This is a genomic window from Paenibacillus sp. FSL P2-0089 (assembly GCF_038595095.1).
Classification (GTDB): Bacteria; Bacillota; Bacilli; order Paenibacillales; family Paenibacillaceae; genus Paenibacillus_AQ; species Paenibacillus_AQ silagei.
The window spans coordinates 2,422,824-2,445,315 of record NZ_CP152006.1; the positions used below are offsets into that span (position 1 = coordinate 2,422,824).

Below are 22,492 nucleotides of genomic sequence, written 5' to 3' on the forward strand. Positions count from 1 at the left end.
CAACGATAAGTGAGCGAGCTGAGGCAGCAGAGTTACATTGGCGTAAGAAGCAGGGGCTGACACAATGGCTGCCAGAGCTGAGGTACAAGCTGGGGCTGTGAACAGTAGACCGTCTGTAGATACTGGCTGAGTGGGGCCAGCTTGTCCTGGGCCAGCACCTCCTTAATCTCGGACGGCTTGACGGGGATAGCTTGTCCGGTGGAGGACATGAATTCGGTGAGAGGGAGCAGCATGGCGCAGCTCTTGCGGTATGACATGCGGTGCGGGAACCTTGGGGAGCTGCCGGAATCGTATTTGGACAGTCTGATGCGGGTGTAGTGATCAGCCAGGACGCTGCGGGCATCGAGCTTCAGCACAGCGAAGACCTCGCCCGGCTCTCTGCGCGAATACATTGCAGCCATTGCGAGGCAATCGCGCCAGGTCGGCCACAGGAACACATGGCGGTCCAGGCAGCGGCGGAATTCCTCCGCCGTTGTGCCTGGGTCCATGGCTTCGGGGGTAATGCGCAGATGGGCATTTAGAATCGCGGCTTGCCCGGCGTAGCTTACCCGGTGCGCGACAGCCCGCCGCTCTCCGGCTGCATGGGCGGGACTTAGCACGGCAGAGGAATAGATGGTGTCAAAGGCAGCCATGGCGGGCAGATTCACTGCCCGGGTGAAATGATAGAAGGAGGTGCGGAGCGGGCTTTTGGTAATGGCGTCAATCAGTGAGGGGTTCATGGGAGCTTTTGTCCTTTGAAGGAGCTGAAGGGCATACTCTTCACCTTGCGGTTCAGCAGGACCGCATTGATCTCGCCTCCGGCCAGGATGATAAAAGAGCTGATATATAGCCAGATTAGCAGCACGGTTACACCCCCGAGACTGCCGTAGGTTTTGGAGAAATCACTGAATTGATTGACGTATACCGAGAACAGAATCGAGGTCGTAATCCAGCCGATGGTGGTGAACAACGCCCCAGGCATGACCTCCCGCAGCGCCAGTCTCCGGCTGGGAGCGATCCAGTACAGCAGGGTGAAGACGATGAACATCACGAGCAGCGGAATCGCGTATTGGAGCAGATCCCAGAGCTTTTGGAATCCATAGGGAAGATCAACCAGCAGGAAGACCTGCGTCTTGAGCCAGCTGCCAAGGACCAATAGCAGAATGCTGAGCAGTACGACGAACCCGATCGTCAAGGTAGCGAGCAGGGCGATCCCCCGGATTTTCCAGAACGCTCTGCTCTCGTCAATCTCGTAGGCACGGTTCAGCCCCTTGATGATGGCATTGATTCCTTTGGAGGCGGCCCACAGGGTAGCCAGCATCCCGAAGGACAACAGCGTCTGGCTGCGTCCGGCGGACACATCCTGCAGAATCTCTTCTATAATAGAGATGGCTTCGGCGGGCATGATCTGCTCCAGCTGCCCTATATTTTTCTCCAGGGAGATATTCGCATACCCTATCAGGGTCATGATGAAGATCAGAAAAGGAAACAAAGACAGGATTAAATAATAGGTCAGCTGCGCAGCGATGCCCTGGACATCATCGTCGTTGATTTTCACCCATAGCTGCTTGATGAACTTGAAAGTGCCTCTTGTACTGCCGGAAGTGCTGTTCATAAGACCCTCCTTCATGAATTCCCGGATAGACTGACGTGGTAGCCAAATCGTTCCATATATATGTATACCCGTTATAATATCCTTTAGTCCGCCGGGGTAGTTTTTATTGTAACATACCGGGATTAGTTGGATCTGAGGCAGGGAAAATTCAAGCAGGAAATTCCCTTGTATTATACTGGAAAACTCTTAGAATAGTATTGAAAGATAACAATATAAGAATATAAGGAGAGTGTATATGAAGCTGCTGCTGGAGGAGTATGAGGGAATCAGGCGCTGGATGTACCGCAATGCCCGTCCGCTGGACCTGGCGAGATGGAGATTTCACTTTGAGGGGGGCGGGTCTGCGCCGGTACTGGAAGCGCTATCCGCCTATCAGAATGAGGATGGGGGCTTCGGCCATGCCCTGGAAGCGGACGCGTGGAATCCGAATTCCACGCCCATCCAGACCGCTACGGCGGTAGAGAGGCTGCTGGAGCTGGAATTTGCAGATCACGGGCATCCGCTGGTGCAGGGAATTCTGAAATACCTGGATAGCGGTGTGGATATGGATGGCCGCACATGGAAGAATGTCGTAGCTTCCAATAACGATTATCCTCATGCCCCCTGGTGGCATACAAGCTCTGACAGTACTTCCCACAGTATGTATAACCCGACAGCTATTCTGGCCGGATTCATTCTGAAGGCTGCTCCCAAGGATAGCGGGCTGTATGCCAACGGACTAGGGATTGCCCGTGAGCTGACGGAGCTTTTCCTGCATGACCCTGCGATTGAGATGCATCCGTTGAAATGCGTGGACACCCTGCTGGAATGTATCGCTTGGGCAGAATTGCAGGAGGAGTTCCCTTACGCTGCACTAAGAGAAGCGCTCAAGGTGCAGAGTGTGCAGTTAATCAGCCGGGATGCGGGTGGATGGAACGGGTATAGCTGCAGGCCGTCTGTGTTCATCCATTCGCCGCATAGCCCTGAATATGCAGAGCTTGGCGGGCTGCTGCATCAGGAGCTGGATTATCTGCTGGAGACTCGGAACTCCGAAGGAATCTGGGACCTGACCTGGGGCTGGGCGGGGTATGAACGGGAATTTGCCGTCAGTGAGAACTGGTGGAAGGCGCATATTGTCATTGAGAACCAGCGGCTGTTGCAGGCTTTCGGGCGGATGGCGGAGCTGCCACAGGAACAATAGTTTACAGTTACAAAATAATGCAACGCATGTAAGCCACAGCTCTCCGGATGGCGGGCTGTGGCTTAATTTCGCACCGGATGCTTGCAATGGCAGCAGACAGTATCTGTTATAGTGCGCTGTTCGTCTGAACGAATTCCCGCTGATATATGGCCTGCACGTTCTTCAAAATGGTGCTGCCGTGCTCAGAGAATTTGAGCGGCGTGACCTGGTTCTTGTGCAGGAACACCCCAGACCTGCCGCTGTGTTCGCCAAGGGCCGCCTGATACAGTAAGCCTGCGCCGTGGGCTGGAGCCGGGAAAAACATGCGCGTAATCGGCCGCAGCCAGAAGGGGATGCCTGATTTTTTGCCGCTGCGAAGGGTGTTGTTGCCTCCGGGATCCGCGCTGCGGATAAGGATGCCTTCTGCTGCAAGCTCAGAGGCCACCGCCTCCGTCCACAAGGACATGGCCCGCTTGGTGTCGGCATAAGGGCCAGTCAGCATCTGAAATTTCGCCGGGCGCTCCAGCGAAGCCGGGTCGAAGCTGCGCTTCATCATAAAGGCGTTGGAGGACGTATTCACGACCGTGCGGAGCGTGCCTTTCAGCAAGAGCGGCTTCAGCTCCATCGTAAGGATATACGGAACCACCGTCTGCAGCTCATAATGCAGCTCGCGTCCTTGCTTAGACAAGAGTAACTCGGGGAAGCTGCCGCCGGCATTATTGAACAGGATGTCAATATGTGATTCGTGGCGGTTAATGTCCTGCAGGGCACTTCGCAATTGGCCAAAATCGCTTAAATCTGCCTTATAGATTCGTAGCTGCCTGCTGCCGAGCGCCTTATGGATGAGTGGGTCATCTTCAGCAAAAGCTGAGCGGATCAGTGCGAGCACCTCCCAGCCTTCGTCCAGCATTCGGCGGGTCAAGGCTAGCCCGATGCCGTGATTGGCTCCGGTAATCAGCGCGGTGCGCGGGGGATGTGATCGTCTCATATTGGTTACTCCTTTACATGGGAAGTGGTGAATGGTGCTCATTGTATAACTTGGAGCCAAGTCCAAGTCAAGCGATAAAATGTGTCATTGACTTGGAGCCAGCTCCAAGTTATATAATAGAACGAAGGCCCATTAGACCAGTGAAACGGAGTGATTTCTATGAGTCTGGCGGAAACAGATCTCCAGCAGGGATATTCGATTAAGGAAACGGCGGAGCGGACAGGAATGCCGGAGGATACGATACGCTATTACGAGAAGATAGGACTATTGCCCCGGGCGAAGCGTAAGGGGAACAGCCACCGCATTTATAGCGATGCGGATCTGGAGATGATGCAGATGATCTCCTGTCTCAAAAAAACAGGCATGTCACTCGACGATATGCGGCCCTATCTGAACCTGTCACTTGACACGGACTTGTCCGGCTATCCCGAGCTCCACGTGATGATTCTGAATCACCGGCAGAAGATTATCGAGCAGATCGCTTCGCTGCAGCAGATTGTAGACTTCATTGATGTCAAAATAGAGCAGGGAAATCTGGGCCCGCAGACCTGCGAGCTGACCGGAGACCGTAAGCAGATGCCAAGAGGACGTAAAGCCAAAGCTAAAGCGTGAGGGTTAATGCGAAGCAGGAGGGGATTCAGGTGCTGAAGGCTATGCTTGATGCTGACAGACGGGGAGCTAGAGGAATCGCATAGCTGACAGGCCGCCCGTGCCGTATCCGCATCCCATTGTTAATAATTGCGTAAGCGCTCCGTACATATTTACCCTTCGTGAGCCAAACAATGAGTACAATTGTTCAATCACGAAGGAGGTGTTCCAGTATGAATACAAGCAACCACAGAATAAAGCGTGTCCTTCTATATCCCTTGGCTGCAGCTGTGATTATGTCAGCGGCGCTAATCCCGTCAGCCCCGCTTGCCGTGTCTGCTGCACAGGCAGACACGGCACTTTCAGCACCCGCACCTGCGGATAGCAGAGGGAGCAGCGTATCGGGCAACCGGACAGCTGGGAATCAGCAGCAGCAGGCGCTCAGCCGTGTGGCGGTCATTATCGATGATTTCGGCAACAGCATGCGCGGGACAGAGGAAATGTTCAAGCTGCCCGTCAAAATCACCGTCGCAGTCATGCCGTTCCTGCGCTCCAGTGAGCAGGATGCCCGGCGCGCCCATGAGCTGGGCTTCGATGTGCTGGTTCATCTGCCGATGGAGCCGCGCCAGGGCAAGCCGGAATGGCTGGGACCGGGGGCCGTGCTGACCAGCATGAATGACGCCGAGGTCCGCCAGCGGGTGGAGGCAGCGCTCGATAATGTCCCTTATGCGATTGGAATCAACAATCACATGGGCTCCAAGGTGACAGGTGATGAACGGGTCATGGGTATTGTGCTGGAGGTCTGCAAGGAGCGCGGTCTATTCTTCGTAGACAGCCATACCAACTACCGTTCAGTCGCGGGACGGATAGCCCGGGAGCTGGGAATGCCGCCGGTGGAGAATCATATTTTCCTGGATGATGTACATTCGGCAAGTCATGTGGCGAAGCAGATGAAGCTGGTGCAGGAGCGGGCCTTGAGCCAAAAGTTCTGCGTTACCATCGGTCATGTCGGCATCCAGGGCAAAGAGACCGCCGCGGGTATCCGCAGCGGCATTGCCGAAATGAAGGACAAGGTGCAATTCGTCGGCATCTCCGATCTGGTCCGTGAGGAATGGAAGTGGAATTCCCGGCTTACACTTCCATAAGGTAGGCAGCGATCCCGTTCGCAATGGCTTCGGCGATCTCTTCCTGGCCCTTCGGTGTACAGAGCTTCTCCCGGTCAGCCGGACTGCTGACAAATCCCGCCTCAACGATCACCGTTGTGGCGGTTATTTTGTTGAGCAGGTAAAAGGGCTTGCCTCGGATAGGATCATTCTTCATCCCGTAGAGCTGGTTGAGCTGATCCTGAATGGTCCGGGCCAGCAGGAAGCTTCGCCCTTCCTGGCGGTACAGGACGAGCGGACCATGCTTGGACGGGGATTTCGCCCAGTTAATGTGGATGCTGACCACGACATTGGCCGGAAGCGTCTCTGCCAGTTCCTTGCGCTGGGCCAGATCGCGTAAATGCCGGGATCTGTTCCTCAGCCACAGATTCTCATCGCTGGGCGCATAATCGCCAGTCCGGTTCAGAATCGTATCGAAGCCATCTGCACGCAGCAGGAGAAAGAGGCGGCGTGAGATGGCAAGGGTGATGTCCTTTTCCAGAATGCTGCCGTAGGAGGTTCCGCCGTCAATCCCCCCATGCCCGGCATCAATCAGAATGATCCGCTGGTCATGGCCGAGCATATGCTGGCGCTGTCCGGGCTGCTCTGCCTGCGGATTAGTGCGGGGGGTAGCCGCGTGAATCACTGCGGTGTCTCCTGCCGTTAGCATGAGCAGAACGCTTGCTGCGGCTATGATCCGCTTAAGCCGCCGCCCGGATCTCAGCACAGGCTGCTCTTTTGAATGATGGGAATGTGTAGCCGTATGGGGCTTTAATGCTTCTGACTGTCTCAAGTGAATAACCTCCCTGCCGGAATAATCAACAGCTACTTGTACTTAATGACGGTTTATACAGGTGTAGTCTTGTTAGATTGTGCCTTAACGGCCTAACCTATACGAAGCTTCGGATTCCGGTTTAGAGATCGGAGGATTGGAGCACACTATAGGCATAAGGTCAAGGGGCGGGAACCCGCCCCGGCACTCACCTGGGAGGTGTATGAGATGGCATCCGGCGGAGATGATCTGGTGAAGTATATTACGGAGAAGGTAGTCGTCTACATTGAGAATCCGCGCGCTGTTCATGCCAGACGGAAGGCAGAGAAGCAGCCGTGGGCGGAAAAATGGTTCGGCACGCTGCCGCTCGCCTGGTCCGTGTGGCGCAGTAAATGGAGCCGGGGCGGGGAGAGTAAGGAGTAGGAGTAGCACTTCAGCGGAAATCGGTCGCTGTGTGAGCATGAGGTGCATAAATGCACCTGAATTCGGAGAAAGCGGACGCTGAGTAGAATTTAGGTGTATAAGCAAACAGCCTTCCCAAGTGGCGTCGTGCAGGCGGCACCCGGGAAGGCTGTTTCAATATCGAGCAGGAACTGCCAGTGCCAGTCTACCGGCTTGAACCGGGTAGAGCAGCGGAGCCCAGCGTGGCTCCCCCGGGCAGCGGCACCGGCAGCTTATGGAAGGTTCCGGCCTTCTGAAGGGCGTTAAGCGGGAGATAACGGATGCCACCGGGACCGGCAGCGGCATAGACTACGGCAGCTTCTGTGCTGCTTTGGTCCCGGGAAGCACCGGGCTTCAGCCAGCTCTGGCTGCCTGTAATCATGAATGGCGCGCCGAGCGTGTCGTTGTGCCCCGGGGACTGGAAGGCGAGACTGCCCCGCTCCTGAAGCAGAGCACTTAGGCTTGCTCCGTTCAACGTCTTCAGCCCGGGTGCGGTCAGCCACAGCAGATCGGCATACGGGTCATCCTCTCCGCCGCTCCGCAGAGCGGGCTGAGGAGCGCGCGCCTGGCCGGGGCCGGAGGAGAGCATGGCTGAGGCTTCCGGCGCAGCATTAAGAATATGCTCAGCCTGGCTCTGACTCCAGGGCAGCGTCTCCAGAACGGTAGCATTCAGATACAACGTTCTGTTCTCTGTAGTGATTTTCCAGACAGGCAGCATTGGAGCATAGAGTGCCGTAACCCCGATGGCACCTGAAGAATTAGAGGGTATCAGTCCTTGCTGCGCCAGATACTGGCGCAGTTCAGTCATACTATAAGGGAGACCATCGGTTCCGGCTCCGTATTCGCTAAGCAGATAGCCGCCCTGATCCGCAGCCGAGATAATGAGATAGCCGATCCGCTGGCCGCTGCTCATCACATTGACCAGCCAGCTCCGCGTTCCCGGACCAAGAGGGTAGACCTCCGTGCCGGCATCCTTCCATTCCTTAAAAGGAGCATCCGCCGAGAGCTGGCTAATCGTCTGCCGGGTGAAGGCCTGCAGCGTTTCCGGCGCTGGAATCGGCTTCATCTCCAGTCCCGGAAGAACTTCCTGCGTGACGGCCTGCATCACGGTCGTTCGGCTGGCTTGTGACGCTAGCGCCTGGGGAGAGGAGGCGCTAGCAGCCAGCAGAGTCAGTCCAAGAATCAGACAGAGGAGCATGCGGCCACGCCGCCGGGAGCCCTTCCGTCTTGCAGTGATATTCATAGGTTCAGTCACCTTTCCTGTTTAGAGGGAATTTACGCTTCTTACAGTTCATTGTAGGGGACAAGCCCTGAAAAGGCTGTTGCTTGCTGTCGCGGCAGGCGGCGGGAGTTTCGCTGTTTTTTTGCCTGCTTTTAGCGGACCAGGTCGCATTCTATGTGCTGCGCAGATGAAACAATCCGTACGTTACGGCAGAAACTGCAATCTGCGGCTCATACTGCCACGAGGTCTCCTGGCGGCGGCGGTTGTACTGCTCCAGGATGGCGAGGCGCTTCTCTTCTTCCGGTTCTTTCAGCAGCTCTGCGTAGTAGATGTCCACGATGCTAAGCTCCAGCTCCAATCGTTCGCGCGCTTCTTCCGCCCAGGTGTAATCCAGCAGCGCCAGCTTCGAGGTCAGATATCCCTCCAGCCGGTCGGCCCCGTCCGTAATCCCCAGCTCGAACGGCTGGACATGAATGTTCTCCGGCAGCCGGGGCGTCAGCTCCTTGCCGGCCAGCCGGGCCTCGAAGTCCGGGACGATCAGCCCGGAGGTTAACGACACCGCGATGAAATGCAGCTCCTCCCGCTTCAGGTCACAGGTCATCTCGACCTTGTAGCAGACCGCCAGCCATGGCTCGTAGGCGGCCGAGAACAGCGTGGTCCGCTGCCTGAGGCCAGGGTCCTCGAACAGCTGGAGGCACCGGCCTTCGTCCCGTGCCGCCGACCAGATCTGCCGCAGGCGCTTGCTGCCGTAGGTCACATCCTCGCGGCGGATCATGCCCGGTCCGAGGCGCGGCAGCGCCGGAACGATGCCGAAGTACCGCGCGAGGATGCTGTCCTCCGGCGCAGCAGATACCCCGGGCGGCAGCGCAGCTCCCGGCGCCTGCGCTGCGCCGAGCGGCTCCGCAGCAGCTTCGGCATCCGCCGCCCCAGCCAGCCCCGGCGGCGCTCCCGCCCCTGCCGGGCGGCTTGCCCCGCCGCGCGGGCGGGCCGCAGGCGCCGCAGCCTGCACGGCCAGTTCATCGTACTTCTGCGGGTCGAAGACGAAGCTGAAGGACAAGGTCTCGGGATCTACGCCGGTGCGCTCCACGAAGCCCCAATAATAAGGGCGGTCCGTCAGCATCCGGTCCGCGCGGGGGGAGAGCTTCACCGTCACATGCAGCGGCGAGGATTCAAGAATGGTGCATTCGGTCGCTTCCAGATAATCCATGACCTGCTTGCGCACTTCTGTAGGCGTCAGCATCAGTTAGGCACCCCGCTATCATCCAGCTTGGCGTGGGTCAATTCACTGAGCGAATCGCCGATTGTATCCAGCCCGCTGCGCAGCTCCTCGTCGCTGCCCGCTTCGAGAACGATTTTGTACAGGCTTTTCTCAAGCGAGCCCTTCTGCTCGAAGCGCTCCAGAATGACATCCAGCCCGCCGATGACCATCTCGAACATGTTGATTTTCTCATGCAGCAGGTGGAGGATATGCTCTTCAATTGTCCCTTCGGTGGAGAGGTTATAGATGACCACATCATTCTCCTGACCCAGCCGGTGGACCCGGCCGATCCGCTGCTCGACCCGCATAGGATTCCAGGGCAGATCGAAATTGATCATATGGTGGCAGAACTGCAGGTTAATCCCTTCGCCGCCGGCTTCGGTGGCAATCATCACCTGGGCGCGTCCGCGGAAGAGGTCCATCATCCAGTCCTTTTTGCCGCGGTTCATCCCGCCCGAGTACGTCACACATTGCAGTCCATGGTCACGGAAATACTGAAGCAGATACTCCTGCGTGGCCCGGTACTCCGTGAAGACGATTACCTTCTCGTTCATTTCACGGATTAACTCCATCGTCTTCTCCGCCTTGGTATTCGTCTTGACCGTACGGATCGTCTGGAGCAGCCCCATCATCCGCTCGCGCTTCGGCGAATCGGCCGGCAGCTTCTTGATCAGATTCACCAGCGTTACGAACACCGCATCCCGGCTGCTGCACACCTCACGTTGAAGCGTGACCAGGGAGAGCATACTGCTGAGATTGCCGCCTGCCTCCTGATACTGTTCCTTGACAAAAGCGGTCACGCCGTCATACAGCGCCTTCTCCTCAGCGGAGAGGGTAAGGGGGATATTGCGCACCTTGCGCTTGGTGAAATTCACCGGGCCTTCGCCCCGGCGGTTGCGGATCATGACCTTGGACAGCTCGCCCCGAAGCTGGACCTCGTTCTTGGGCTGGCGCTTATCCACTACGAAATTGGTAGCAAAATCACCCTGATTCCCCAGCTGGCCCGGCTTCAGAAGCGTGATCAGATTGAACAGCTCGCCGAGATCATTCTGCACGGGGGTGGCGGTGAGCAGCAGACAGTACTTTTTGCGGAGCTGCTGGACGAACAGATAATTCGTCGATTTCTTATTCTTCAGCTTATGGGCTTCGTCGATAATCAGCATGTCGTACTCCTGGCTCAGCAGCATTTCCTTATGCGGATCACGCTTGGCCGTATCCATCGAGGCGACGACAATGTCATTGCCCCAGGAATAGGCTTTCTTTTGCGCTACGGCAGAGATTCCGAACTTCGTATTCAGCTCCCGCACCCATTGCAGGACAAGCGAGGCCGGCACCAGAATCAGAACCTTGCCCACCAGCCCGCGCACCAGATACTCCTTCAGCACCAGCCCGGCTTCGATTGTCTTGCCAAGTCCGACTTCATCGGCCAGAATCGCCCGTCCCGACATCTCGAACAGCACCTTGTGCGCCGTATCCAGCTGATGGGGTAGCGGAGACAGCCCGGACAGATGCTTCATACACTGCAGCTCATCGAAGCTGGTAACCAGGCCCGACTGCTCTCCCTGCACAGCAAGGCGGGATAACCGCCAGTCGCCCCACGGCCCCCCTTTATCCAGTCTCGATTCCAGATCATGCAGCCAGTTACGCTCAAAAGATAGAGGAACAGGCAGCAGCGGCGCAGAAGTTACCTTCTCTTGGGGCAGGGAATTGCGGAATAATTGCGTCATGTTGCAGCCTCCTCCGTCGCAGTTTCATATCGAAATGCGTAGCAGTAGTATGCTCGTTTCAGAGAGATTTCATAACCAGAGGGGCATGGAATTGACAGAGGAACGCTGTAATCCGCCTTGAAAGCTTTCAGTTCCAGTGCCTGCAAAAAAGCGAGAAAGAGGGAGGAAATAAGCCTTTCTTTTCCTGTTTTTCCGTTATTCCTGCCTGGGGCTGCTTTTTCAAAAAAGACCTCTATCCACAACATGTGGTATAGTTTAAAAGTTAACGCACACCATATATTGTTACAAAAGCATGAAATTTAGCTGGTATGCGGATTTTTTTGGCTGTTTGTTATTGACAAGAGGAGCTTCCGCCGGACAAGCAGGCTGCGGCTGCCCGGCCGCCGGAAGCATGACCTATTATATCCTGGGAGGTTTTGCTATTGAGTACAGTGGAACACAACAAGCGTCTAGAGGGTCTGAGCGAGAAAATATTCCTGGACCGTTATGCCTGGAAGGACGCGGACAGCAATAATGCCAAGGTAGGCGATGTAGTACTTGTCCTGACGAAGGATGATCCGAAGTTCCCAACCAAGGAGGTTGGCGAGATTGTAGAGCGTACAGGCCGGATGGTTACGGTAAAAACCCGCAGCGGCGAGCTGGTGCAGTCGGATGTGGAAAAGCTGACGCTGAACATTGAGAAGACGCCGGAGGAGATGTGGGACCGTCTTGCGGCAGCGATGGCTTCCGTGGAGAAGACTCCCGGACTTCAGGAAGAATGGACAGGCAAATTCCGCTCGATTCTGGATGACTGGAAGCTGGTTCCCGGCGGACGGATTGCGGCTGGGGCCGGAGCCAGCGAGGAGCTTACACTGTTCAACTGCTATGTGATTCCATCTCCCAAAGACAGCCGGGGCGGCATCATGGAGACACTCTCCGAGATGACCGAGATTATGGCCCGCGGCGGCGGGGTAGGCATCAATCTGTCCTCGCTGCGCCCGCGCCGTGCCATTGTCAGAGGGGTGAACGGTTCCTCCAGCGGCTCCGTGTCCTGGGGCGGCCTGTTCAGCTATACCACCGGACTGATTGAACAAGGCGGGAGCCGCCGCGGCGCGCTGATGCTAATGATCAACGACTGGCACCCGGATGTGCTGGACTTCATTACCGTGAAGCAGACGATGGGCCAGGTCACGAACGCCAACCTGTCCGTATGCGTCAGCAATGGCTTCATGAAGGCCGTCAAGGAGGATCTGGACTGGGAGCTGGTCTTCCCGGATACCACTGACCCGGATTACGACGCCCTCTGGGACGGCGATCTGGATAAATGGAAGTCCGACAACCGCCGCGTCATCCCTTACCGCACCGTCAGAGCACGCGATATCTGGCATACGATTATCGAATCGGCATGGAAGTCCGCAGAGCCGGGCGTTGTTTTCATGGAGTATTATAATAAGATGTCGAATAGCTGGTATTTCAATCCAATCATTTGTACCAATCCGTGCTTCCACCCGGACACCCGGATTGCAACGGAATACGGTCTCTTAACCATTGAAGAGCTGTATAAGAAGGTCGGAACGGAATCCTTCCTGGTGGGAACCGATTCGAGACTGGTGGAGCAGGCCAAAGTGGTTGGCGGAAGAAGCTATGAAGTTCCAGGTCTACAGATGAGACGGGCGACAGTGTTCCCAACCGGCACCAGAGAAACCTTGAAGATCTCGCTGCAAAATGGGGTGGAGCTGTCCGTAACGCCTGAACACCGCTTATTTACTGACTCCGGCTGGAAAGAGGCTCAGACTCTGAGTGCAGACGATTGCGTTTATTTGCAGTCTGGTGAAGGTGCCTTTGCGGCTGAGGATGAACTTGGTGAGGGTTGGGGCTGGTTCTTGGGCTGGCTCACAGGTGACGGCTGGATTTCCAAACGTGGTGATATCGGCATGGTATTTGGTGAGGCAGACAGCGAAGTTATTCCATTGCTCATTGATGCTGCCAAGAATATCACAGGCGTAACCGCCAAAGTATTCGACAGAACCAACAATACCAAGCAAGCTTATTGGTGGCGTAAGTCGTTCCGTGAACAGCTTGAAGAACTCGGAGTGAAGGCAGTTAGAGCCGCTGAAAAAGAGGTTCCGGCTGCGCTGTATACAGCTTCACGTGCGACGGTTGTGGCATTCCTACAAGGATTATTCTCGGCAGACGGAACGGTATATGAGAATGATGAGATGCACCGTACGGTCAGATTGACCTCAGCTTCCAAAAAACTTCTTCAAGGCGTTCAATTGCTGCTGCTTAATTTCGGAATTAACAGCTCCATCTATAGCCGTCAGAAGAAGAATCAAGCTGTATTTACGTATACGACCATAGCCGGCGAGGAACGGAGCTATGAAGGCAGCGGATTCTATGAGCTTATCTTAAGCGGCAACAACATCCTGGAGTTCAAGAATAAGATCGGCTTCAAGCTGATTACCAGAAAACAAGAAGCACTGGAGCGCATTGCCCGGCCTTCCCGCAAAAATGAAAAGTTTATCTCCAAAGTCGTTGGTATCGAAGCAGGCGAGGTTGTGACGGTATACGATATTACTGAGCCTGTTACACACTCGCTGATAGCTGGTGGTGTTGTTGCTCATAACTGCGGTGAACAAGGCCTTCCCGGCTGGGGCGTGTGCAACCTGTCCGCCGTCAATCTCTCCAAGTTCTACGATGCCGAGAAGCATGATGTGGACTGGGCAGATCTGGCGAGAACGACCCGGTATTCCGTGCGTTTCCTGGATAATGTCATCGACAAGACACCGTATCATTTCCCGGAAAATGAAGCCAACCAGAAGCTCGAACGCCGCGTTGGTCTAGGCACCATGGGTCTGGCTGAGCTAATGATCAAGCTGAATATCCGCTATGGCAGCCCGGAATCGCTGGAGTTCCTGGACAAGCTCTACGGCTTCATGGCCCGCGAGGCCTATCTGGCTTCGGCTGAGATTGCCGGAGAGAAGGGCTCGTTCCAGGCCTTCGACACCGATAAATATCTGCAGAGCGGCTTCATGCGGAATATCACCGAGGTCTATCCCGAAGTGGGGGAGTCGATCCGTAAACATGGTATGCGTAACGTAACTGTGATTACCCAGGCCCCTACCGGAAGCACGGGAACTATGGTCGGCACCTCCACAGGGATCGAACCGTATTTCGCTTTTAAATATTTCCGTCAGAGCCGTCTCGGCTACGATGAGCAGTTCGTGCCTATCGCCCAGGAATGGCTGGAGGCTCATCCGGGAGAAGAACTGCCGGAATACTTCGTCACTTCGATGGACCTGTCCGCCAAGGATCATATCCGCGCGCAGGCAGCCATTCAGCGCTGGGTGGACAGCTCGATCTCCAAGACTGCGAACTGCCCGTCCGACTTCACCGTCGAAGAGACCGCCGAGCTGTATGAAATGGCCTTCGATCTGGGCTGCAAAGGCGTGACCATCTACCGTGATGGCAGCCGTGATGTACAGGTGCTGGAGACGAAGAAGAAGGAGGACAAGAAGGACGCTGCGGCAGAAGTTAAGCCAGTGGAAGCCAAGGGAGCAGAACCGGCAGCTACGGTTAATGTCACTGTAAAGCCAATGACTATGGAAGCAGCGCCGGGTCTGCCGGGGTCCGGTGGAGTAGACAAGCAATACAAGAAGCGTCCGCAGGTGCTGCGCGGCGCGACCTATAAGATCAATACGCCGTTCGGCATGGCGTATATCACGATCAACGATCTTGATGGTATCCCGGCAGAAATTTTCCTGAATGTCGGCAAGGCTGGCTCTGACGTCTTCGCCATGGCGGAAGCCCTGGGCCGCGTCTGCTCGCTGTTCCTGCGCTACGGCGACCACGGCGAGAAGGTCGGCCTGTTGATCAAGCACCTCAAGGGCATCGGCGGCTCCGGCGCCATCGGCTTCGGTGCGAACCGCGTCGAGTCCATCGCCGACGCGGTGGCGAAGGCCCTGGAGACTCATGTGCTGAACAACGCCCATGACGATCATATTCCTGCGCCAATCGCAGCCACGCTGGAGCTTGATTTCAACGAGGCGTTAAGCTCTGAGCTGAAATCTACGGTTCCAGCGGTAGCTACCGATGATGGCCATGGAGGCCATGGTGTGCACAACCACGCTACCGCTTCGCGGGATCTCTGCCCTTCCTGTGGTAGTGCCTCGCTGATTAATATTGAGGGATGCAAGACCTGCGGGAACTGCGGGTATAGCCGGTGCGGGTGAGGGGTTAAAAGGAATTGGGTTGGATTCAAAAAAGCAGCTAAAAAGCGGCTCATGAAAAACGAACATATTATGTTTATTTATTCAAATTGCAGATGGATTTTCCTTTGATTTGTAATGCGTCTTGAAAACAATTTTTGTTCTAAGAACAATGAAAGAACGTGGGAAGCCATAGTTGCTCCCACGTTCTTTCATTTTATATTTATAATGTCAAAAGCAATGTAAAGTTGTAGACTGAGTTGTACTAGTACAGCGTCAGACTTAAACTAGTGAAAACACTCACGATACGTAGAACCAGTGTAGCTGAATACCCCCGCTTTATCGCTTCGTCGGTCAGTTCGAGTTTGTCTTGTAAGCGGGGTTGGCTTTTTTTAAGAGTTAACGCAGCAGTTCGATTTCCAGATCCTTTTCACCCAATAGCTTAATGGCCGTCTCCATCTTCGTCTCTAGGTCTTGGACACGCTCCGTATCTTCAATCCGTTCTTGGACGGACGGAGTGGCCTCTTCTCCAAATCGTTCCTTGTAGAACTTCACCCAGTTGGCAATCGTGCTGGGAGAGACGGATTACTTTCGGGCCAAGAAGGAAACCTTGGACGAGTACATCTTTAAAAAGAAATGAACGTTTATGCAGTTGTTGTTAAAAAAGCAATCAATTCCCTGTCTATAGTTTCAGCATCCTTGCCCAGCCAGATCAGATGTCCCCATGACTCAAGAAGGCAAAGCTTGGAATGCGGAATGAGTGCATGGGCAACCTGAGCATGCTCTGGCACAACAGTTTGGTCATGTTTGCTATGTATAATCAGAGTGGGGCATAGTATAGCCTGTAGACCGGAAAGTGCAAAAGAAGTTGTTTGCTCAAGATCAAGCATGAATCCATGTCCAGAGCGCTGGCGTTGATTCATGGCTACGAATTGTTCAATATCTTCTTGGCTAAACTGCTGCATAACTTGGTTGACAGGAAGAGTACTGAAGGAGGGTAGCATCTGCTTCAGAATGAAGTTTGGAAAAGTGCGGCTGAAGACAGAGAGCAGTTTCCAAGTGTATTTTTCCGTGTTCGGATGGAACAATAGTTTGGCCACTTTATAAGTTGTATCTTTGCGGCTATGCCATCCTTTAGAGACAGCTGACTGAAGCGTGAGGCTGTGGACCCGATGGGGGTAGCGGGAAGCAAAGGATAGGCCACTGGGTCCGCCGGCAGATACAGCGATGACATGCACCTTTTTTAAATTCAGGTAATCCATCAATTGCTTATATGCTTCACAGGCTGCATCTAATGAGCTTCCAAGATCTTTACTGGTCATGCCATAGCCGGGCCGCGAAGGAGTGATTATGGAATACCCCTCCTCCAAGAGTCTTTTATAACCAAATTCCTCTCGACAGCTGGAATGTCCACCATGCAGGACTAAGATAGGAGTTCCTCTTCCCGCAACTGTATATTCAATAATTGCTCCGGTTTCCAGTTTTAATGTTTGAGTGATTCTCGGCATGTTCTGCTCCTCTCTTACAGGTTGCATCATATAGGCAAATCCTTTTTATTAAAAGAAATAACTCCCAAAGTATACAGCACAGCCGCCAGTTCCGCAAAAACACCCATGCCGGGACTTTTAGGCGAATGTTGTGTTGCTGTGGATTGTATCATTCTTTACTCAGCGGTTAGCCGGATTCTTACATATTCCCTGGATTGAAAAGGAATACTTACTGGAATTGGATCAGCAAAATTATAGGAATGCAAAAGGGATTCATTGGATGGAAAAACGGTGGCTTGCTTTCCGGGTGTTAGGAATATCATAGATTGTTCCATTATCCAGCCCAGTAGCAACATAGCAGCGAACAGGGAAGTGCAGCATATTATTTTACGTATTAGCATAAGGAATTCCTCCTTTTTACACAGGCTCCCCTGAGGCTTCCATGATTATTCACCGCAAAATGCCTTTACATTCTCCTTCGGTGACTATATAATTGCAATAATTGTATACGGAGTTACCGGAGGAGCCTGCCAACAGCGGGCTCTTTTTGTGTTTTTTACCTGGAATAAATTTACTGCTGTGGAGGGTTTGAAATGGAAATGGAAATGAACAATGAGAGCATCATGGTGTGTGTGCATTATGGGCCGCACGGGCAGCGGTTGATACAGCGGGGAGGACAATTGGCCAGATTGCTCAATGCCCCGCTGATGGTACTCACTGTAGATGCATCCGGGGACAATGAATACAACAGGGAGAAGCAGCAGTACTTGTCTGGCTGGGAGAATCAGACCAAGGAGGCTGGCGGACAATTTGTGATCCGCAAATGTAACGGCAAAAAAACGGTTGATGTGATTGTGGAGACTGCAAAGGATAACAAAATTACACAAATTGTACTCGGACAGTCAAGCCAAACGCTGTGGCAGGAGATTACACGGGGAAGCTTCATTAATGAGCTGCTGGAGCGGATGGGTCCGATTGATCTTCATATCGTTGCGGTCCAGCGGTATCCGGAGCTGCTCGAGCAGTCCCATGAGCAAGGGTTCTCTGCTTATTTGGTCAAAGAAGGCGACCGCCATATCCTTATGGATGAACCGGATGGGAATGAAGCCATGAAGGGGGTTTTCTTTCGTGAGCTCGATACAGATTTCAATACCGGCCTGTTCAAATTCGTCAGCAACGGTGAAGCGCAATATTTGAGAATTGTACAGAACGAATGGGTGAAGCCCCGTTAAGAGGATTATACCAAAACTAGAAAGGGGGCTTAAGCCTTGCTGCATATGATTATCCTGCTTCCGTTTTTGCTGGCTGCGCTAATGCTGCTGCTGAAGCAAAATAAACGGTTTCACTTGGGCTGGATCGCTCTGCCCCTTCCCGTAGCTCTCTTTATTTATTTCCTGACGAGAATTCCGGCCATCCGGGCGGGAGAGCCTATTGAGAACAGTATCACCTGGATGCCATCCTTTGGGGTGAATATCTCGCTGGTACTGGATGGGCTCAGCTTGCTCTTTGTCCTGCTGATTACCGGAATGGGTGCCTTGGTTGTGCTTTATTCGATTTATTATCTCGATAAGCTCATGGAGGGGATCCGCCAGTTTTATATATACCTGCTCCTGTTTATGGGAGCAATGTTAGGAGTGGTGCTGTCAGATAATCTGATGGTGTTGTATGGGTTCTGGGAACTGACGAGCATATCTTCGTTCCTGCTTATTGCCTTCTGGCACCGCCGGGAAAGATCCTCCTATGGAGCAATGAAGTCCATGCTGATCACGGTGTTCGGCGGTCTGGCGATGCTTGCCGGATTCAATCTGCTATATGTAATGACCGGCACCTATAGTATCCGCGAGATTATTGCACAGGCAGGGACCTTGACAGAAAGTGGAATGTTTATCCCGTCCATGCTGCTTATTCTCCTGGGAGCCTTTACGAAATCTGCCCAATTTCCGTTCCATATCTGGCTGCCTGATGCCATGGAAGCGCCGACTCCGGTCAGTGCGTATCTTCACTCGGCGACCATGGTTAAGGCGGGGATCTATCTGGTAGCGCGGCTCACCCCGCTGTATGCCGGACAATCCGAGTGGTTCTGGCTGGTTTCTGTCACAGGACTGGTAACTCTGATCTATGGGTCGTTCAAAGCCATCCGGCAAACCGATCTCAAGGCCTTACTTGCATACTCCACGATCAGTCAACTCGGCTTGATCATGTCTTTGCTAGGACTCGGGTCGGCGGCAGCCTTCTTTACCGGTACGGGGGATGCGGTTTTCTATACGATGGCTACTACAGCTGCGCTCTTTCATCTCATTAACCATGCTGTATTTAAAGGCAGTCTGTTTATGGTTGTGGGCATCATTGACCATGAGACGGGTACCCGTGATCTGCGCAAGCTTGGAGGGCTTATGTCTCTCATGCCGGTCACCTTCTCTATCGCATTGATCGGGACATTCTCTATGGCCGGATTGCCGCCATTCAGCGGATTCCTTAGTAAAGAAATGTTCTTCACTTCTGTACTCAATATCCGGGAGTTTGACATCCTGAGCTCAGGATACTGGACACAGCTCTTTCCGGTGATTGCTTGGATTGCCAGTGTATTTACCTTTGTATACAGCATGATCTTTGTCTTCAAGACCTTCCGCGGCAAGCTGAGGGAAGACAAACTGGATAAGGTTCCGCATGAAGCTCCACTGGGTCTCTTACTGTCACCCGTGATTCTGATTTCACTTGCAGTAGTGTTCGCTTTCTTCCCTGATCTGGTCTCTGCCACGCTGATTGAACCGGCAATGTCTTCCATTCATTCGGGGCTGCTCGCACCGGAAGAAGCCTTTGAGGTTTCTATTCATTTCTGGCATGGATGGACACCAGAAATCTTCATGACCCTCGGTGTTATAGCAGCAGGTACGCTGTTGTTTAGAATCTATACCCGGTTACGTGTTCTAGACCGTGAAGCCGGCGGAACCAATGCACTGAGCCGTATGTATGACTTCTCGTTAAGACTGCTCGAGAATGGTTCAAGACGCTTAACCGATGCTTATATGACTGGTTCGGGTCGCCATTACCTGCTCTATATTTTCAGCTTTTTCATCATTTCCTTACTCACAGTTCTGTTGCGGCAGCAGGGCATTAGCTTTGGTATGGATCAGTATGCCTCATTGTCTTTTTATGAATTGGCTGTTGTAGCAGCCATGCTGCTGGCTGCCTTTGCAGTTCCATTTGCCAAGTCACGTGTCAACGCGATTCTTTTCACCGGTGGTGTGGGGTATATGGTGACGCTGCTCTTCGTTCTTTTCCGGGCACCGGATCTTGCACTCACACAGATGATTATAGAGACCGTATCGGTCATTCTGTTCCTTCTTTGTTTCCGGTATTTACCGAAGCTGAAGAAGCAGAAGGAGCCTCTGCGCTTTAAGCTGCCCAATCTGATTATTGCGGCTGGAGCTGGTATCACGATGACGTTGATTGCTCTGGCGGCTATGGGTACCAGTCCTTTTGAACCTATCTCCGAGTATTTCTTGAAGGAAAGCTACAACCGGGCTGGCGGAAAGAATGTGGTCAACGTCATCCTGGTAGATTTCCGCGGGTTTGATACTTTGTTTGAAATCATGGTGCTTGGCATCGCCTCACTGGCCATTTATGGTCTGATTCATCTGAGAATGGAGACGGAATTGCCGCCGCTGGAGCCCGCCAAGACAGAACTATTGCCGCTGCGCAGCAATGATGTGATTCTACAGACGATCTCCAAGGGGATTGTCCTTGTCATTCTGATATTCTCCCTGTATCTGTTCTTTGCCGGGCATAATCATCCCGGGGGAGGTTTTATCGGGGCTTTGATGGCATCTGCTGCACTTATGCTTATTGCAATCGCATTTGGAATGGATCAGGTACGTAAGGTGCTCCCAGTGAATTACCGGCTGCTTACAGCTTCCGGGCTCATGCTGGCTATTCTGACAGCGTCAGGTTCATTCCTGTTTGACGCTCCTTTTCTAAGTCACACGTTCGGCCACTTCCATCTGCCTGTACTTGGCGATACGGAGCTGGCGACTGCCGTCCTGTTTGACCTTGGTGTATTCCTGGCTGTAGTCGGCGTGACGATGACCATCATTTTATCGATCGGAGGGGAGAAGAAATGGAACTCGTAATGGCGGTAGCGGTCGGAATTCTTTTCATGATCGGTGTTTACCTGATTCTCTCCAAAAGCCTGCTGCGCATTGTGCTGGGAACCTCCTTGCTGACGCATGGAGTCCATCTGCTGCTGCTCACGATGGCCGGGCTCAAAAGGGGGGCAGCCCCTGTACTAGGCAAGGCGGATACCTATGTTGATCCGCTGCCGCAGGCGCTGATTCTAACCTCCATTGTCATCAGCTTTGGGGTCACAGCCTTCTTTTTCGTACTCGCATACCGGTCTTATCAGACGCGGGGTACTGATGAAATGGACAGCATTAAGGAGGACAACGAATGAGCAATCTATTGGTGCTCCCGATTCTCATTCCGCTGGCTACGGCTGTCATCCTGATTTTTCTCAAAGAGAAAATCCGGCTTCAGCGCGTGATTAGTGCGCTCAGCGGTCTGCTTAACATTCTGATTGCGGTGCTGCTGGTTACACGTGTCCACTCCGAGGGCATACTGACCCTGCAGATGGGGGGCTGGGCTCCTCCGTATGGCATTGTATTTGTAGGTGATATGTTTGCTGTATTGCTGGTAACGATGGCTTCGATCGTCAGTTTTGCGATTCTGTGCTACTCCTTCAGCAGTATTGGAGAGCAGCGGGAGCGGTTCTATTACTATACGTTCTTTCAGTTTTTGCTGGTCGGGGTATACGGCTCGTTTCTTACGGGGGATATTTTCAACCTGTTTGTCTTTTTTGAGGTCATGCTGATTTCTTCTTATGCGCTCATCTCACTCGGTGGGACCAAGCTTCAGCTAAGAGAAACGTCGAAATACCTGCTTATTAATATCGTATCCTCGACACTGTTCGTAGCTGCGGTAGCTTATCTCTATGCAGCGGTAGGAACGCTCAACATGGCGCACCTGTCCCAGCGTATCGCTGAAGCGGGACAAGGCGGCGTGCTTAATGTGATTGCTGTTTTGTTCTTGATTGTATTCTCCCTGAAGGCAGGACTATTCCTGTTCTTCTGGCTTCCAGGATCCTACAGTGCACCTCCGGCGGCTGTCAGAGCGTTGTTCGGTGCCCTGCTGACCAAAGTAGGACTCTATGCAATCATCCGCACCTTCACGTTGTTGTTCGTGAACGATCCCGGCTTCACTCATGACTGGATCGTCTGGATGGCTGCTGCTACCATGATCCTGGGCAGCCTGGGGGCAGTGGCTTATAGGGATATCCCGCGGATTCTGAATTATAACGTCATTATCAGCGTTGGATTTGTAGCCTTTGGGCTCGCTGCAGGGACTGCAGATTCAATGAATGGGGCAGTCTTCTATCTGCTGCACGATATGCTGGCCAAGGGACTTATGTTTATTCTGGGCGGGATGATTATATCCGCAGCCGGAACTGACCGGCTAGGCAGTATGGGCGGGATGATCCGAAAGTATCCGCTCCTCGGCTGGATGTTTTTTATTCTGGCGCTCGCCCTGGTGGGGATTCCGCCGCTTAGCGGTTTTGCCGGCAAAATTATGATCCTCCGTGGAGCGTTGTCCGAGGGGATGCTGACGCTGTCCCTCATCGGTCTGGGATCAAGCTTTCTGGTGCTGTTCTCCCTGATGAAGGTGTTCAGGCTGGCCTTCTGGGGAAATGAACCCAAGGAAGAGCAGCCTAAGGTGAGCTTGAAGGCTGCTTCGGCTGTGGCTGCCGGCCTGCTGCTGCTTGTGATTGCCATGGGGATCGGAGCGGAGTATGTGTATACTTATGTATCGCAGGCTGGCGAGGTTCTGGCTTCACCTGCGCTATATATTGAAGCCATAATGAAGGAGTAGTGAAT

18 protein-coding genes are annotated in these 22,492 nt (G+C 53.6%); 9 read left to right on the forward strand and 9 right to left on the reverse strand.

The window, feature by feature from the left end; genetic code table 11:
- Positions 1–32: 32 nt before the first annotated feature.
- Together NST69_RS09880 and NST69_RS09885 are read right to left on the reverse strand one after the other, a co-directional pair.
- Entirely contained in the window at positions 33–719 is a 687-nt protein-coding gene (locus NST69_RS09880) for a hypothetical protein (protein WP_342549114.1), read from the reverse strand.
- Positions 716–1,594, reverse strand: a complete 879-nt coding sequence (locus tag NST69_RS09885; RefSeq protein ID WP_342549115.1) for a YihY/virulence factor BrkB family protein — start codon at positions 1,592–1,594, stop codon at positions 716–718. The genes NST69_RS09880 and NST69_RS09885 overlap by 4 nt, the downstream gene beginning before the upstream one ends.
- A gap of 235 nt (positions 1,595–1,829) precedes the next feature.
- Here NST69_RS09885 and NST69_RS09890 point away from each other — a divergent pair, with 235 nt between their 5' ends.
- On the forward strand, positions 1,830–2,774 hold the full coding sequence (locus NST69_RS09890) for a hypothetical protein (RefSeq protein WP_342549116.1): 945 nt from the start codon (positions 1,830–1,832) through the stop codon (positions 2,772–2,774).
- 106 nt (positions 2,775–2,880) lie between these two features.
- Here NST69_RS09890 and NST69_RS09895 read toward each other — a convergent pair whose 3' ends face one another.
- A complete protein-coding gene (locus NST69_RS09895) occupies positions 2,881–3,741 on the reverse strand; it encodes an SDR family NAD(P)-dependent oxidoreductase (protein WP_342549117.1) in 861 nt (286 codons plus the stop codon).
- A gap of 159 nt (positions 3,742–3,900) precedes the next feature.
- On the opposite strand from NST69_RS09895, the gene NST69_RS09900 reads away from it, so the two are divergent.
- Both NST69_RS09900 and NST69_RS09905 read left to right on the forward strand, forming a co-directional pair.
- A complete protein-coding gene (locus tag NST69_RS09900; protein WP_342549118.1) occupies positions 3,901–4,353 on the forward strand; it encodes a MerR family transcriptional regulator in 453 nt (150 codons plus the stop codon).
- 209 nt (positions 4,354–4,562) lie between these two features.
- Complete coding sequence (locus NST69_RS09905; protein ID WP_036725055.1) at positions 4,563–5,474, forward strand: divergent polysaccharide deacetylase family protein; 912 nt, start codon at positions 4,563–4,565, stop codon at positions 5,472–5,474.
- Here NST69_RS09905 and NST69_RS09910 read toward each other — a convergent pair.
- Positions 5,461–6,264, reverse strand: a complete 804-nt coding sequence (locus NST69_RS09910) for an N-acetylmuramoyl-L-alanine amidase (RefSeq protein ID WP_051477995.1) — start codon at positions 6,262–6,264, stop codon at positions 5,461–5,463. The two genes, NST69_RS09905 and NST69_RS09910, sit on opposite strands and share 14 nt — an antisense overlap.
- A 207-nt stretch (positions 6,265–6,471) precedes the next feature.
- On the opposite strand from NST69_RS09910, the gene NST69_RS09915 reads away from it, so the two are divergent.
- Entirely contained in the window at positions 6,472–6,666 is a 195-nt protein-coding gene (locus tag NST69_RS09915; protein WP_036725054.1) for a YqzE family protein, read from the forward strand.
- 184 nt (positions 6,667–6,850) lie between these two features.
- Here the strand turns inward: NST69_RS09915 and NST69_RS09920 are convergent, their stop codons facing one another.
- The 3 genes from NST69_RS09920 to NST69_RS09930 form a co-directional block, all read right to left on the reverse strand.
- Positions 6,851–7,927: a hypothetical protein gene (locus tag NST69_RS09920; protein WP_051477994.1), complete on the reverse strand. Its 1,077-nt coding sequence runs from the start codon at positions 7,925–7,927 to the stop codon at positions 6,851–6,853.
- Positions 7,928–8,078: 151 nt separating this feature from the next.
- A complete protein-coding gene (locus NST69_RS09925) occupies positions 8,079–9,149 on the reverse strand; it encodes a YqhG family protein (RefSeq protein WP_342550129.1) in 1,071 nt (356 codons plus the stop codon).
- Entirely contained in the window at positions 9,146–10,891 is a 1,746-nt protein-coding gene (locus NST69_RS09930; protein ID WP_342549119.1) for an SNF2-related protein, read from the reverse strand. Before NST69_RS09930 ends, NST69_RS09925 begins: the two co-directional genes overlap by 4 nt.
- Positions 10,892–11,313: 422 nt before the next feature.
- On the opposite strand from NST69_RS09930, the gene NST69_RS09935 reads away from it, so the two are divergent.
- On the forward strand, positions 11,314–15,102 hold the full coding sequence (locus NST69_RS09935) for an LAGLIDADG family homing endonuclease (RefSeq protein ID WP_342549120.1): 3,789 nt from the start codon (positions 11,314–11,316) through the stop codon (positions 15,100–15,102).
- A gap of 375 nt (positions 15,103–15,477) precedes the next feature.
- On the opposite strand, the gene NST69_RS09940 is transcribed toward NST69_RS09935, so the two are convergent.
- Both NST69_RS09940 and NST69_RS09945 read right to left on the reverse strand, forming a co-directional pair.
- Entirely contained in the window at positions 15,478–15,633 is a 156-nt protein-coding gene (locus NST69_RS09940) for a hypothetical protein (protein WP_342549121.1), read from the reverse strand.
- A gap of 89 nt (positions 15,634–15,722) precedes the next feature.
- A complete protein-coding gene (locus NST69_RS09945) occupies positions 15,723–16,586 on the reverse strand; it encodes an alpha/beta hydrolase (protein ID WP_342550131.1) in 864 nt (287 codons plus the stop codon).
- A 572-nt stretch (positions 16,587–17,158) separates the two neighbouring features.
- On the opposite strand from NST69_RS09945, the gene NST69_RS09950 reads away from it, so the two are divergent.
- From NST69_RS09950 to NST69_RS09965, 4 genes are read left to right on the forward strand one after another with little or no spacing between them, the layout of a single operon-like run.
- A complete protein-coding gene (locus NST69_RS09950) occupies positions 17,159–17,797 on the forward strand; it encodes a universal stress protein (RefSeq protein WP_342549122.1) in 639 nt (212 codons plus the stop codon).
- 45 nt (positions 17,798–17,842) lie between these two features.
- Positions 17,843–20,695, forward strand: coding sequence for a Na+/H+ antiporter subunit A (locus NST69_RS09955; protein ID WP_342550133.1), 2,853 nt, complete (start codon positions 17,843–17,845; stop codon positions 20,693–20,695).
- A complete protein-coding gene (locus tag NST69_RS09960; RefSeq protein WP_036725033.1) occupies positions 20,683–21,015 on the forward strand; it encodes a Na(+)/H(+) antiporter subunit C in 333 nt (110 codons plus the stop codon). Before NST69_RS09955 ends, NST69_RS09960 begins: the two co-directional genes overlap by 13 nt.
- Entirely contained in the window at positions 21,012–22,487 is a 1,476-nt protein-coding gene (locus NST69_RS09965; protein WP_342549123.1) for a Na+/H+ antiporter subunit D, read from the forward strand. Before NST69_RS09960 ends, NST69_RS09965 begins: the two co-directional genes overlap by 4 nt.
- Positions 22,488–22,492: the final 5 nt, after the last annotated feature.

What these genes read in the sequence shown, in the direction of transcription:
- NST69_RS09930 (WP_342549119.1), bottom strand. Translation starts at nt 10,891, where the DNA reads ATGACGCAATTATTCCGCAATTCCCTGCCCCAAGAGAAGGTAACTTCT.
- NST69_RS09900 (WP_342549118.1), top strand. Translation starts at nt 3,901, where the DNA reads ATGAGTCTGGCGGAAACAGATCTCCAGCAGGGATATTCGATTAAGGAA.
- NST69_RS09945 (WP_342550131.1), bottom strand. Translation starts at nt 16,586, where the DNA reads ATGCCGAGAATCACTCAAACATTAAAACTGGAAACCGGAGCAATTATT.
- NST69_RS09890 (WP_342549116.1), top strand. Translation starts at nt 1,830, where the DNA reads ATGAAGCTGCTGCTGGAGGAGTATGAGGGAATCAGGCGCTGGATGTAC.
- NST69_RS09950 (WP_342549122.1), top strand. Translation starts at nt 17,159, where the DNA reads ATGGAAATGGAAATGAACAATGAGAGCATCATGGTGTGTGTGCATTAT.
- NST69_RS09960 (WP_036725033.1), top strand. Translation starts at nt 20,683, where the DNA reads ATGGAACTCGTAATGGCGGTAGCGGTCGGAATTCTTTTCATGATCGGT.
- NST69_RS09905 (WP_036725055.1), top strand. Translation starts at nt 4,563, where the DNA reads ATGAATACAAGCAACCACAGAATAAAGCGTGTCCTTCTATATCCCTTG.
- NST69_RS09965 (WP_342549123.1), top strand. Translation starts at nt 21,012, where the DNA reads ATGAGCAATCTATTGGTGCTCCCGATTCTCATTCCGCTGGCTACGGCT.
- NST69_RS09955 (WP_342550133.1), top strand. Translation starts at nt 17,843, where the DNA reads ATGATTATCCTGCTTCCGTTTTTGCTGGCTGCGCTAATGCTGCTGCTG.
- NST69_RS09885 (WP_342549115.1), bottom strand. Translation starts at nt 1,594, where the DNA reads ATGAACAGCACTTCCGGCAGTACAAGAGGCACTTTCAAGTTCATCAAG.
- NST69_RS09915 (WP_036725054.1), top strand. Translation starts at nt 6,472, where the DNA reads ATGGCATCCGGCGGAGATGATCTGGTGAAGTATATTACGGAGAAGGTA.
- NST69_RS09920 (WP_051477994.1), bottom strand. Translation starts at nt 7,927, where the DNA reads ATGAATATCACTGCAAGACGGAAGGGCTCCCGGCGGCGTGGCCGCATG.
- NST69_RS09895 (WP_342549117.1), bottom strand. Translation starts at nt 3,741, where the DNA reads ATGAGACGATCACATCCCCCGCGCACCGCGCTGATTACCGGAGCCAAT.
- NST69_RS09880 (WP_342549114.1), bottom strand. Translation starts at nt 719, where the DNA reads ATGAACCCCTCACTGATTGACGCCATTACCAAAAGCCCGCTCCGCACC.